The 13185-nt window shown below is 49.9% G+C and carries 11 protein-coding genes; 6 read left to right on the forward strand and 5 right to left on the reverse strand.

Annotation, left to right across the window (positions count from 1 at the left end; translation table 11 throughout):
- The first annotated feature begins 69 nt into the window (after positions 1-69).
- A complete protein-coding gene (locus HMPREF2675_RS05640; protein ID WP_070814343.1) occupies positions 70-1674 on the forward strand; it encodes an NAD(P)-binding protein in 1605 nt (534 codons plus the stop codon).
- Positions 1675-1736: 62 nt separating this feature from the next.
- Here HMPREF2675_RS05640 and HMPREF2675_RS05645 read toward each other — a convergent pair whose 3' ends face one another.
- Together HMPREF2675_RS05645 and edd are read right to left on the reverse strand one after the other, a co-directional pair.
- Entirely contained in the window at positions 1737-2375 is a 639-nt protein-coding gene (locus tag HMPREF2675_RS05645) for a bifunctional 4-hydroxy-2-oxoglutarate aldolase/2-dehydro-3-deoxy-phosphogluconate aldolase (RefSeq protein WP_003745733.1), read from the reverse strand.
- A gap of 195 nt (positions 2376-2570) precedes the next feature.
- Complete coding sequence (edd, locus tag HMPREF2675_RS05650) at positions 2571-4406, reverse strand: phosphogluconate dehydratase (protein ID WP_070814344.1); 1836 nt, start codon at positions 4404-4406, stop codon at positions 2571-2573.
- A gap of 481 nt (positions 4407-4887) precedes the next feature.
- On the opposite strand from edd, the gene zwf reads away from it, so the two are divergent.
- The 5 genes from zwf (at position 4888) to pgi (ending at position 10765) form a co-directional block, all read left to right on the forward strand.
- Positions 4888-6333 (forward strand): glucose-6-phosphate dehydrogenase, encoded by a 1446-nt coding sequence (zwf, locus tag HMPREF2675_RS05655; protein WP_039862026.1) that lies wholly within the window; start codon positions 4888-4890, stop codon positions 6331-6333.
- A gap of 63 nt (positions 6334-6396) precedes the next feature.
- A complete protein-coding gene (gene pgl, locus HMPREF2675_RS05660; RefSeq protein WP_070814345.1) occupies positions 6397-7092 on the forward strand; it encodes a 6-phosphogluconolactonase in 696 nt (231 codons plus the stop codon).
- On the forward strand, positions 7073-8053 hold the full coding sequence (locus tag HMPREF2675_RS05665) for a glucokinase (RefSeq protein WP_070814346.1): 981 nt from the start codon (positions 7073-7075) through the stop codon (positions 8051-8053). Before pgl ends, HMPREF2675_RS05665 begins: the two co-directional genes overlap by 20 nt.
- Positions 8054-8130: 77 nt before the next feature.
- A complete protein-coding gene (gene hexR / locus HMPREF2675_RS05670) occupies positions 8131-8979 on the forward strand; it encodes a DNA-binding transcriptional regulator HexR (protein ID WP_049352085.1) in 849 nt (282 codons plus the stop codon).
- 142 nt (positions 8980-9121) lie between these two features.
- Positions 9122-10765, forward strand: a complete 1644-nt coding sequence (pgi, locus tag HMPREF2675_RS05675; RefSeq protein WP_070814347.1) for a glucose-6-phosphate isomerase — start codon at positions 9122-9124, stop codon at positions 10763-10765.
- Between the two features lie 52 nt (positions 10766-10817).
- Here pgi and HMPREF2675_RS05680 read toward each other — a convergent pair whose 3' ends face one another.
- From HMPREF2675_RS05680 to HMPREF2675_RS05690, 3 genes are all read right to left on the reverse strand, one after another.
- Positions 10818-11915, reverse strand: a complete 1098-nt coding sequence (locus tag HMPREF2675_RS05680) for an NnrS family protein (RefSeq protein WP_070814348.1) — start codon at positions 11913-11915, stop codon at positions 10818-10820.
- A gap of 94 nt (positions 11916-12009) precedes the next feature.
- Complete coding sequence (locus HMPREF2675_RS05685) at positions 12010-12297, reverse strand: barstar family protein (protein ID WP_070814349.1); 288 nt, start codon at positions 12295-12297, stop codon at positions 12010-12012.
- Between the two features lie 229 nt (positions 12298-12526).
- Positions 12527-13141: a CadD family cadmium resistance transporter gene (locus HMPREF2675_RS05690; RefSeq protein ID WP_070814486.1), complete on the reverse strand. Its 615-nt coding sequence runs from the start codon at positions 13139-13141 to the stop codon at positions 12527-12529.
- Positions 13142-13185 lie beyond the last annotated feature (44 nt).

Raw genomic sequence — 13185 nt, forward strand, 5'->3', positions numbered from 1 at the left:
TGGGTATCTTACAGAGAAAAGGGTGTATGACTTGCTTTCCTAAAAAATACTGAAAAGCAATAATTTATTATGCTAACCCGCCGTCAATTTCTCAGCTATACCGCCGCGCTTGGCGCTGCTTCTGCTTTTTCTTGGCAGACTTACAAATACTTCAACCGCAAACCGTCGGTTTCTATTAACCGTGTCGGCTTGCCGCTGGGGCATTTGTTGCGCGATCGAAAATTGTTGCAAGCGCCGGCTCGTCGTTATGAGTGCAATACGTTGATACTCGGCGGCGGTGCGGCTGGGTTGGGGGCGTTGTGGTATTTGGCGAAGCATAATCACCGCGATGTATTGTTGGCAGAAGGGTTTGAACGCAATGGCAACAATGCCGCCTATACGTCTTCAGACGGCCTGAAAGCGCCGAGCGGTGCGCATTATTTGGCTTTGCCGTCGAAAGAAAGCGTGTATGTGCGCGAGATGCTGGCGGATTTCGGTATTTTGCAGTCAGACGGCAGCTTTAGGGAAACAGATTTGGTCTATGCGCCCGAATCGCGCCTCTTATATCAGGATAAATGGGTGGAACATTTATTGCCGAAAGAAGATGCGGATTCCAAACGGTTTTTTGATTTGATAGGCCGTCTGAAACAGGCTTACGGCGATGACGGTAAGAAAATTTTTGCCATTCCGATTGCGCTGTCATCGATAGATGAAACATGGCGAAAGCTCGATCATCTGACGTTTCAACAATGGCTTGATCAGGAAGGTTACCACTCGCCCGAGCTTTTATGGTATCTCGATTATTGTTGCCGCGACGATTACGGACAGGGCATAGCGCAAGTATCCGCCTTTGCCGGACTGCATTATTTTGCCGCCCGCAACAATGCAGAAACCGTCCTCACTTGGCCCGAAGGTTTGGCACATCTTTCTGAAAACCTGCGCCGTCATGCCGGTTTGCAGGAAGGCTGGCAATGGCCGTCTGAAAACAGTATCCGTTTGGAGAAGCCTGCTTCAATTAATGCTTCAGCCGTCAAAATCAAACCGCTTTCAGACGGCCGGATTGAAGTGTGGTTGCGTGATAATGCAAAAGGGGAAACCGTTGCCGTCACTGCGCAACACGTTATCTCCGCCATGCCGCTGATGGTTGCCGCCCGCATTATTGAATCTCCTGAACAATTTGGTCTGGACATTCCCGAATACGCGCCATGGCTGGTTTCCAATTTTGAACTGCACAGTTTCCCGAAAGAAAAAAACAACAGCGAACTTGCGTGGGACAATGTGGTTTACGGCAGCCAAGGGCTGGGCTACGTTGTTGCGACCAACCAGTTTATCCGGGTTGCCCGTCCTGAACGCACGATTTTTACCGCCTACGCCGCGCTCAATCACGATACGCCACAAGCCGTCCGCCGCCAGCTGCTTGAAGCAAGCGACGAAGAGCTGCTCCAGCTTGCCGCCCAAGATTTGCTTACCGCTTACGGCGAAGGCTTTTGGCGGCACGTTTCCCATGTTGACATTACCGTGCGCGGGCATGGCATGAGCGTGCCGAAACCCGGCTATTTAAGCGATGAGGCTTTATTAAAAATCAGAAATCGAAATACCGGATTGTTGTTTGCACACAGTGACTTAAGCAGCTATTCGGTCTTTGAAGAGGCTTTGTATTGGGGTGTGGAAGCGGCACGGAAAGTGTTGGCTTAATTGATATAAAAAGGCCGTCTGAAATCATATTCAGACGGCCTTTTTTTAACCTTATAACCTGATTAGGCTTTTGGTTTCAAAGCGGCAGCTTCGCGAGCCAGACGGGTAATGGTATCCCAGTCTTTGTTTTTGATGGCTTCTTTCGGAGTCAGCCATGAGCCGCCTACGCACAAGACATTAGGCAGCGCTAAGTACTCGGGTGCAGTTGCCAGGCTGATACCGCCGGTTGGGCAGAAGCGAACATCGGCGTACGGGCCGTAGAGGGCTTTGAGCATGGCTTTGCCGCCAACGACTTCGGCAGGGAAGAGTTTGAGGGTATCGATGCCGTGTTCCAAAGCCAGTTGGACTTCGCCCGGAGTGGCAACGCCGGGAATCAGGGGGATGCCGCTGTTGTGGCTGGCTTTGGCGAGGGATTCGTGCAAACCCGGGCTGATGGCGAAAACCGCACCTGCGTCTTCAACAGCTTTGAGCTGTTCGGGATTGGTAACCGTACCTGCGCCGACGATGGCGTTGGGCACTTCTTTGGCAATCAGGCGGATGGCGTCGAGGCCGACAGGGGTGCGCAGGGTGATTTCGAGGGTGGGAATGCCGCCTTCGACAAGGGCGTGGGACAAATCGACGGCGGTGCTTAAGTCGTCAATTGCCATCACAGGCACAACTGCGCCGGCGGTCAGGATTTCGCGTGGGGTCAGTTTGGACATTTCAGTTCTCCAAGTGGGATAGGGGCATTTTTGTTGAGGTCAAACGGGAAGGGGCTAAGTTTTCAGACGGCCTTTTTGTAAAATGGGAGACGTTGCTTATTCGCGGGCAAAGCCCACGCTGCGTCTGATTCGTTTAAACAGCTTTTATAATTTTTCAGACGACCTTCTATTCACGAAGGCCATCTGAAACGGACATCAGGCAAATTCGCCACCGAAGCTCATGGCACCGGTTTCTGCGCTGCTGGTCATGCTGCGGAAGTTGGCGAAGAGTTCGCGGCCGCAGCCTTGTTGGTTCGCGCTCAAGTCGATGTGTTCGACTTCGCGGGCGTTCCATTCGGCTTCATCAATCAGGACGTTGAGTTCGCCGGTAACGGAGTCGAAGCGGATCAGGTCGCCAGTACGGATTTTGGCGATGTTACCACCCATCAGGGCTTCGGGTGTCATGTGGATGGACGCAGGCACTTTGCCGGATGCGCCGGACATACGGCCGTCAGTCAGCAGCGCCACTTTGAAGCCGCGGTCTTGCAGGATACCCAAAGGCGGGGTCAGTTTGTGCAGCTCGGGCATACCGTTGGCGCGCGGGCCTTGGTAGCGGACGACGCACACAAAATCGCGTTCCAACTCGCCGCGTTCAAATGCAGCCAATACTTCGCGTTGGTCGTTGAACACGATGGCAGGCGCTTCGATAATGCGGCAGCCTTCGCGCACGGCAGATACTTTAATCACGCCGCGACCGATGTTGCCTTTCATCAGGCGTAGACCGCCGTCTGGGGAGAACGGGTTGTCGGCTTTGCGCAGGATGTCGTCGTTGCCGCTGGTTTCAGGGGCTTCGCGCCATTCGAGTTTGCCGTCAATGAGGAAAGGCTCTTTGGTGTAGTGGCGCATACCGTGTCCGACGACGGTATCGACATCGTCGTGCAACAAGCCTGCGTCCAACAATTCGCGGATAACGAAAGGCAGACCGCCTGCTGCGGTAAAGTGGTTCACGTCGGCTTTGCCGTTTGGATACACGCGGATCAGCAATGGGATGATGGAAGAAATTTCGTCGAAGTCGTCCCAGTTCAAAATCACGCCTGCCGCACGTGCCATGGCAACGAGGTGCATGGTGTGGTTGGTTGAGCCGCCGGTTGCCATCAGGCCAATCAGGGCGTTGATGAAGGATTTTTCGGTCAACATTTCGCCCAATGGTTTGATGGTGCCGTTTTTGATGCCGCGTGCGAGGTGTCCGGCTGCGTAGCGGGTCAGGGCCTCGCGCAGGTCGGTATAAGGGTGGACGAAGGCGGCTGCAGGCAGGTGCACGCCCATCATTTCCATCATCATTTGGTTGGAGTTGGCGGTACCGTAGAAGGTACAAGTACCCGGGCTGTGGTAAGAACCCATTTCGCTTTCAAGCAAGGCATCGCGGCCGACTTTGCCTTCGGCGAAAAGCTGGCGGGTACGGGCTTTTTCTTTATTACCGATACCGCTGGACATCGGGCCTGCCGGAACGAAGATGCCCGGAATATGGCCGAAAGACAAAGCGCCAATCATCAGGCCGGGAACAATTTTGTCGCATACGCCCATAAACAGGCTGCCGTCAAACATTTGATGCGACAGACCGATGGCGGTACTCATGGCAATCACGTCGCGGGAAAACAGCGACAATTCCATGCCGGCGTAGCCTTGGGTGATGCCGTCGCACATGGCGGGTGTACCGCCGGCGACTTGGGCGGTCGCGCCGTTTTTCTGTGCTTCGTCTTTGATTTGGTCAGGGAAGTCTTTAAACGGCTGGTGTGCGGAAACCATGTCGTTGTAGGCAGTGATGATGCCTAAGTTGGGGACGGTTTCCTGAAGCATTTCGATTTTGATGCTCTTAGGCATGGAGGCATAGCCGTGTGCCAAGTTGCTGCAGCCGAGTTGGTTGCGCTCTAAGCGTCCCATCTGTTTGGCGCTGCGGATTTTCGCCAGATACTTTTCACGCGTCGGGCGGCTGCGCTCGATAATGCGCTCGGTAATTTCGGCGAGTTTCGGGTGAATAGGAGTGGGGTTCATGTGCGGTCTCCTGGCTAAACGATATGATAGGGATTTTGTTTGCGCGTTTCTGATTTTTGTATTGGGCATGTTTCAGACGGCCTTGAGCTGTGGGAATAAATAATGAGTGCCGTCTGAAATGTTGAAGATTTCTCTTCGAAGTGTTTGCGTATTATAGTACAAATTCTGTAATTTTGTTACAAAATAATTTACTAAGTGGAAGAAATTTGATTTAAATCGAGGTATGGTCAATTCGTAAAATGGCAGGCTGCAAAAGTCATCAAACTTTTATGTTAAATCAAACAATTTGTAAAAATGAGAATAGACAAAATGTGTAGCCATGTGTAGTATTACTACTCATTAGCCCGCTTGTTTGAAATTTTGGTGCAGGCGATTGGTTTTTTACTGCTTATTGCTTAAAGGCTTTTGATTCTAATCGATTTTTATAGATGACGACAGTCCAAAAGTTTTGAAGCAAGCTTCCTCAATGAGAGATGAAACAATGAGTACACAGACAAATTTTGATTTGGTGTTGTTTGGCGCGACCGGCGATTTGGCAATGCGTAAACTTTTGCCTTGCCTGTATCAGGCGCATGTAGCCGGTTTGCTTCATCCCGAGGGTCGTATTTTGGGCGTAAGCCGCAGCGAATTGGATACCGCCGGCTTTTTGGCTAAAGTGGAAACGAATTCTAAAATTCATGTCAAACAAAACTTCTCAGATGAAGCGTGGGCATCGTTTATCCAACGTCTCGAGTATTTGAAAGTCGATGTGACAAAGAAAGACGACTTTATTGCTTTGGGCGACTTGGTAAAAGCACGCAAGAATACTGAAAATGTCGTGATCTACCTCTCAACTGCGCCGAAATTCTTTGCGCAAGCCTGTGAAAACCTTGCCGAAATCGGTTTGAATGCCGATAACGTGCGCGTGGTTCTTGAAAAACCGCTGGGTACAGACCTGGCCTCTTCCCAGCAAATCAATACAGATGTGGCCCGTTATTTCAAAGAAGAGCAAATCTACCGTATCGACCATTATTTGGGTAAAGAAAGCCTGCAAAACCTGCTGGCCTTGCGTTTTGCCAATGTGATGTTCGAGCCTTTGTGGAACAATAAATATATTGAAAGCGTACAGCTGACCATCGCCGAGCAGTTGGGTGTGGAAGAGCGCGGCGAGTTTTACGACATTACCGGCGCGTTGCGCGATATGGTACAAAACCACTTGATGCAAATGCTTTGTATGACTGCGATGGAAGCACCGGCGAGCTTGGATGCGGATGCCGTACGCGACGAGAAAGTGAAAGTCATCAAATCGCTGAAACCGCTGACCATCGAATCCGTCAACGAAAATGTTATTCGCGGCCAATATGTTGCAGCAAACGGCATGAACGGCTATCTGGAAGAAGTCGATGTACCGAAAGACAGTTTCACTGAAACCTATGTCGCCATCAAAGCCGAAATTGAAAACGAGCGTTGGAAAGGCGTACCTTTTTACTTGCGTACCGGCAAACGTATGGCAGGCAAAGTAGCGGAAATTGTGTTGAACTTCCGTCCACTGCAAAACCATATTTTCGACAACAGCCAACCTGCGCCGAATCGTTTGGTTATTGAACTACAACCGACCGAATCCGTCCGCCTTTACACTCAAGTGAAAACCCCAGGTGCAGGTAACAAAGTCGAAGTGACACCGATTGGCGTGGATTTGGGCACAGCCGTCGAGGGCCGCCGCGCAGAGGCTTATGAGCGTCTGCTGCTGGACGTGATTAACGGCAAACTCGCTTTGTTCAACCGCCGTGACGAACTCGAAGCCGCTTGGGAATATGTGATGCCGATTTTGGAAAACTGGGCGAACAATACAACGCCTCCACATGCTTACGAAGCCCATTCTTGGGGTCCTGAAGCTGCGCGCGCGCTGTTGGCCCGTGACGGCAACAAGTGGCACGAAGAGCAATAATATTTCTTTCAGACGGCCTTGTTTTCCAACAAAAGGCCGTCTGAAACCATGAAAGGACGAAACATGTTTGTTTGGCACGAACAAGAAAACGCTGCAACTGCCGCGCAAGCTTTGGCCGATGCCGTTGCCGCCGCACTGCAAACCGCATTGAATGAGAAAGGCCATGCGGTTTTGGCCGTTTCCGGCGGTCGTTCGCCGATTGCGTTTTTCGAGGCTTTGTCGCAAAAAGATTTAAATTGGCAAAACATCGGCATTACTTTGGTGGACGAGCGTATTGTCCCGACCACGCATGCCGACAGCAATACAGGCTTGGTACGCGAATATCTGCTCAAAAATAACGCGGCCGTTGCCACATGGATTCCGGTTGTTGAAGATGGAAAATCTGAAACTGAATTACAACCTGAAGTTGTCGTTGCTTACGCATTGAAACATTACAAACAACCTGACGTGCTGGTATTGGGCATGGGTTCAGACGGACATACGGCGTCGTTGTTCCCTCAAGCGCCTCAATTACAGGCTGCAATCAATGAAGCCGATGACCCGACATTGATTCATACCACGCCGGTTACCGCGCCGCATGAGCGCGTGAGCATGACTTTGGGTGCGATTGCCAAAACGCCGAATGTGTTTTTGGCTATTCAAGGCGCAGAGAAAAAAGCAGTATTTGATAAAGCTGCCGCAAGGGCCGATACCGAATATCCGACCAGCCTGATTCTCAATCATCAAGGAATTAACTGCCATGTCTACTATGCACACTGAAGCTTATCCCCGCCTGGTCGCCGATATTGGCGGTACGAATGCCCGTTTTGCGCTTGAAACTGCCCCACAAGTAATTGAGAAGGCTGAAGTTCTACCATGCAAAGATTACGATACCGTCGTTGATGCCGCCAAAACTTATTTGGAACGCGCAGGCAGCCCGAAAGTTTTGCACGCCGCCTTTGCGATTGCCAATCCGATTTTGGGCGACTGGGTGCAAATGACCAACCACCATTGGGCGTTTTCCATCGAGACCACCCGTCAGGCTTTGGGTTTGGAAACGTTGATTCTGTTGAACGACTTTACCGCCCAAGCTTTGGCAGTGACCAAAACCGAAAAGAAAGACCTGGTACAAATCGGCGGGCAAAAGCCCATCGAATTTGCGCCTAAAGCCGTTATCGGCCCGGGTACAGGTTTGGGTGTCAGCGGTTTGGTGCACAGCGCTGCCGGTTGGGTGGCGTTGGCAGGCGAGGGCGGCCATACCAGCTTCCCGCCGTTTGACGATATGGAAGTATTGATTTGGCAATACGCTAAAAACAAATACGGTCATGTTTCCGCAGAGCGTTTCTTGAGCGGCGCAGGTTTGAGCCTGATTTACGAGGCATTGGCCAAGCGCGACAACATCAAACAATGCCGTCTGAAGCCTTCTGAAATCACCGATAAGGCATTGAGCGGAACATCGCCGATTTGCCGTCAGACTTTGGATATTTTCTGCGCCATGCTGGGTACGGTTGCTTCCAATTTGGCTTTGTCATTGGGTGCGCGCGGCGGCGTGTATTTGTGCGGTGGCATTATCCCGCGCGTGTTGGATTACTTTAAAACGTCTCCATTCCGCAGCCGCTTTGAAAACAAAGGCCGCTTTGAAGCTTATCTTGCCGCCATTCCCGTGTATGTCGTATTGAGCGAGTTTCCGGGCATCGTCGGCGCGGCGGTGGCATTAGACAATCATTTAAATAACGTTTAGACACACAAACGGCGGTGCAGGGCAGGGTGCAAAAATGTGCCTTGTCCTGAACGTCAAAGAATCAAAGGGTAGAGTATATGTTAAGCAAAATCAGCGAATCATTGTCCAATCTCTCCGGCGCGGAACGCAAAGTTGCCGAATCTGCGCTGGCCGAGCCGAAATGGTTCGTTCATGCCGCTGTGGCGGAAATCGCCGAGCGTGCGTCCGTCAGTCAGCCGACAGTAATCCGTTTCTGCCGCAGCCTGGGTTACAAAGGCTTGCCTGAGTTCAAACTTGCTTTGTCTGCCAGCATCGGCCACGAAGGCATGCCTTACGTTCATGAAGAATTAAACGCTGATGACAACATGAGCAGCGTGGTCGAAAAAGTATTGGGCAATGCCGCAGCCTCCCTCTTGGGCGAGCGCCGCTTCCTGAAAGAGTCCGAGCTGGAAAACGCGATTGCCATTTTGATGCACGCGCGACGCGTTGAGTTTTATGGTGTCGGCAACTCCGGCATCGTTGCCCAAGATGCGCAGCACAAATTTTTCCGCTTCGGTATGTCTACCGTTGCCTATGTCGATACGCATACCCAGTTGATGGCGGCTTCCGTATTGACCGAGCAAGATGTGTTGGTGGCGATTTCCAATACCGGCTCATCTATCGAATTGTTGGATGCGGCCAGTATTGCCAAAGAAAACGGCGCAGCCGTTATCGCGCTGACCCGCAATGATTCGCCGTTGGCTCAAATGGCCGACTGCGTATTGAGCATTGCCACTCAGGAAAATGCAGAGCTTTATACGCCTATGGTGTCCCGTCTTCTGCAGTTGGCCGTTATCGACATTCTTGCCATCGGCTTGGCCTTGCGCTTGGGCGACACTGCCAGCACGCAACTGCAAAAAAGTAAAAAAAGCATACATAACAAACACATCGAATACGATAAAGATTGATTCTTCACTGATATATTCAGACGGCCTTAACCCACATCAAGGCTGTCTGAACCCTCAAAAAACGGAAACCCCCCGTTCCCGTTTCAGACGACCTCACGGCCGTTTTCTCAACAAAACTGTCCACTATCCAGGAGAGCATCCGATGAAACACCTTCACGATTTACCAGCTTGGTCAAAATTATGGATACATTTTGACGAAACCAAAGAACAACACATGCGTGAAATGTTCGAGCAAGATCCCGAACGTGCCGAGCGCTACTGGCTGCAGGTTGGCGGCCTGACTTTGGATTATTCTAAAAACCGTATCAACGACGAAACCATGTCGCTTTTGTTCGAGTTGGCGCGTGAAGCAGGCGTGCCGGAGCGGATGCAGCAAATGTTCCGCGGCGAAAAAATCAATACGACAGAAAACCGCGCCGTACTCCACGTTGCCCTGCGCAACCGCACCAATGCCCCCATCGTCGTGGATGGCGAGGATGTGATGCCTAAAGTCAACCATGTCCTGCAACGCATGGGCGAGTTCGCGCATGAAGTCCGCAGCGGCAGCTGGTTGGGCTATACCAATCAAGTGATTACCGACGTTGTTAATATCGGTATCGGCGGCTCCGACCTCGGCCCTCTGATGATGTGTACCGCGCTCAAGCCTTTCGGTCATCCGCGCCTGAATATGCACTTCGTCTCCAATGTAGATGGCTCCCAACTGCGCGACGTATTGTCTAAAGTCCACCCAGAAACCACGCTGTTCATCATTGCTTCCAAAACCTTTACCACCCAAGAAACACTGACCAACGCCCTGACCGCGCGTAAATGGTTCTTGGATCATGCAGGCGATGAAAGCGCCGTAGCCAAACACTTCGTTGCCGTATCGACCAACCAAAAAGCCGTTGCCGAATTTGGTATCGATACCGCCAATATGTTTGAATTCTGGGATTGGGTCGGCGGACGATACAGCCTCTGGTCGGCCATCGGCCTGCCGATTATGCTGTATCTCGGTGAAGAAAACTTCATCGAAATGCTCAACGGCGCGCACCTGATGGACCAACACTTCATCAACACGCCGCTGGAGCGCAACCTGCCGGTTATCCTTGCCCTTATCGGCGTTTGGTACATCAACTACTACGGCGGCGGCAGCCATGTTATCGCGCCTTACGACCAACATCTTCACCGCCTGCCTAAATTCATTCAGCAGCTCGATATGGAGAGCAACGGCAAACAAGTTACCCTTGACGGGAAACCGGTCGGTTACGAAACTTCCCCGATTATTTGGGGCGAAACCGGTATCAACGGCCAGCACGCATTCTTCCAACTGCTGCACCAAGGTACGCACATCACACCGATTGACCTCATCGCCTCTCTTGAAAAACGCAGCAATTTGCAAGGCCATCACGAAATCCTGTTGGCTAACGTCTTTGCCCAAGCCGAAGCTTTTATGCGCGGCAAAACGCCTGACGAAGTCCGCGCCGAGCTTCAAGCCCAAGGCATGGAAGCAGAGCGTATCGAAGAGCTGGTTCCGCACAAAACCTTCTCCGGCAACCGTCCGACCAACCTTATCCTCATGGACAAAATCAACCCGCGCAATATGGGCAGCCTGATTGCCATGTACGAACATAAAACCTTCGTACAAGGCATTATTTGGGGCATCAACAGCTTTGACCAATGGGGCGTAGAGCTCGGCAAACAACTGGCCAAAACCATTCTTGCCGAATTGACCGGCGAGACCGAAGTGCAAAAACACGACAGTTCCACTACACGCCTGATTAATCTTTATTTGAACGCCAACAAATAAAGCATTTATTTAAAACAAAAGGCCGTCTGAAACTTTCAGACGGCCTTTTGTTTTATTCCGGATCATCCGTAAATGCATTATCCCGAAATATCGGTACAAATGTGAAAAGATACAGTACGAATACGGCGGCGGTCAGAATCGCGGGGACGGTAATGAAGAATATCGGGTTCACGTTCATCAAGAAAGCACGCGAGATAGCAGCCATAAAGAGCAGGGGAACGGCAATGCGGCAGATTTTGGGGTAGTCGAGTTTGGTAAAACCGCTGTGCCATAATCCGGCGGTCAGCCACACCATCATCACGCCGCCCATCATGCCGCCGAGGGTAATCAGGTGTAATGGAGCGGAGGAGGGCAGATTTTGCAGTTTCGCCGCGCCTGTCCACAGATAGCCTGCGGCAGCAAAGAGTTGGAGCAGGTAATAGGTGCGGACGTAGTGTTTGCGCAGGAGTTCGTGATGGTAAAGTTCACGCAGTTTGGCAAGCAGGATGAAGCCGACGGCAAGCGCGGTAAAACCGGCGGTTTGCGCGGGCAGCCAAAGTTCGGCGGCGGCGTGCAGCAGCAGGAAAGTAATAGCGATGTTTTTATAAACGATATTTGGAATAAAAACAGGGTCTTTCAGGCGGCATTCTTTCAGGGCTTCCGCACCCAAGAGGACGCTGACGCGGACGGATACGAACATGACTGCCGCCATGTTCAGATGCACTTGCGCACGCAGCAGGTTTAAATCGCCAGTCGCGGCATAGGCCGTCTGAAAAACGGTAAACGCGGCAAGCAGCATTAAGAGGGCGAAGTTGTCGGTGTTGCGGTCGAGCCAAATCAGCCAGGCGCAAAACAGCAGCAATACCAGCCAATAGGCGGCGACGAAAAACGAAGCGGTTTGCGGCGAAAAGGGCAGTATGGTGGATGCGGCGAGCAACAATGCCGCCATCAAAGTAGCGACAGGTTTCAGACGGCCTTGATAGCCCGTCCATTCAAGCATAGCGGCAGTCAGAAAACCGCCGTATGCCGCAGGCAGCATGAGTTCTAAGAAGATTGGGCGGTGCAAAATGACGGCACGAGGGCTGATGAAAAACACCAACGCGCCGAGTATGGCAAGTGCCGCCGCGCCGATGAAAAATGGCCGCATGGGGTGGGTGAAAAATTTATTCATCGCTTGGCTTGATTCTGCATTGAAGATGCTTTCGGATTGCTTAATTGGCTCTGGGGAGTTTTAAGCCTGTGTACGTAATGTAATTAGGGTTTACTTACTCTAAAATATAATTAAATTTTTTTTCGAATCCATAATCCTCATCTTGTTTCTTAACTCTTTCTAGAACCTTTACTATTTCAATAAATATATTTTCTAATTGATTTTTTGAGAACATAGCATCTTTCCATACCAAAGTAATCGGTCGTTCTACATTTGTGCTTAATAAATCCCACAGAGCATCAAGATTGTTCCCATAATAATCTTGTATAGAAAATATTTTTGAAATTTGATTATGAAAATCTTGTTCCGTATAAATTTTACTACCGATAATCTCTAATTGCATAAGTTATACTCATATTTCCAAGTTCCAATTTGTATTGCAGAGATATAATGATCAGTTGTTATATATAGCAATCCATTATGGATTTATTGGGCGGACAGATTCGTACCTTTCACCGAAGAGGCAAGCCTGCGGCTTGCTTGCCCTTTCCCTAACCCTCTCCCCGTGGGAGAGGGTTAGGGAGAGGGCAACGAACCGCAAGGTTTGTCAGATACTCAAATGCCCGTATCATTCATATTATTGATATTATTGTTTGAATTGTATTATTTTCAATAATAATAAATAATCCTAAACCAATATAAATAACAGCCATTATCCAACGACTAAACTTCTCTACAATTTCACCAACACCTGAAATATTAGCCAATCTTTGTGCTGTATATACTAAAACAAAAATCAATATTAAAAATACAAGAAGAGTAACTAATAAGTCGACAAGATCTAAAGTCACAAAGTAAGGAACAAAAAGTCCAATATTATCTGCACCACAACTAGCAACTGTAACCAAAGCAACAATACCGACTAATTTTGACAACCCTTTTTCATCCAATTCTTTTTTAGCTCTTTTTTCGCCCTCACAATCGTCGTAAATAGCAACTTTAATACCTAAGTAAATCGGTATTAAACCTAATAAACCCAACACCCATTTTTCCGGAACATAATTCAAAACAAAAGCTAGAAATAAACTAACTAATATTAAAATTGCAGAACCTAAATATTGTCCGATATAAATATCTCGATATTCTTTTCTAGTATTTGCTCTAGCAAAAAATATTAATAGTATTACCAACAAATCTACTGCTGTAGCAATATATAAAACAGCAGCAGTAATCACAGTCGAAAACATAAAGCACCTCATAATGAATCCCCTGCCCCCTTGGCACCACGGCT

The organism is Neisseria sp. HMSC061H08, assembly GCF_001836795.1.
Taxonomy (GTDB): Bacteria; Pseudomonadota; Gammaproteobacteria; order Burkholderiales; family Neisseriaceae; genus Neisseria; species Neisseria subflava_A.